Raw genomic sequence first — 214 nt, forward strand, 5'->3', positions numbered from 1 at the left:
AGCCTTCCTGGAACACTTTGCCTTGCCGAATGTCGGACTCTTTAACTTCCTGGTGCCTTACGGCGAATTCCTAGTTGGTCTGGGGCTGATCCTCGGTACCTTCACCACCTTCGCTGCACTGATGGGCTTCGTGATGAACGCCGCGTTCCTCTTCTCGGGTACGGTAAGCACCAACGCGCAAATGTTGATCCTTGAAGTGCTGGTTCTCGTGGCA

1 protein-coding gene is annotated in these 214 nt (G+C 54.7%); it reads left to right on the forward strand.

Annotation, left to right across the window (positions count from 1 at the left end):
* The coding region (locus M3G15_RS21475; RefSeq protein WP_260072025.1) for a DoxX family membrane protein at window positions 1–214 on the forward strand (214 nt) is incomplete at both ends.

The sequence above is a fragment of the Paenibacillus sp. p3-SID1389 genome (assembly GCF_025151705.1).
Lineage (GTDB): Bacteria > Bacillota > Bacilli > Paenibacillales > Paenibacillaceae > Fontibacillus > Fontibacillus phoenicis.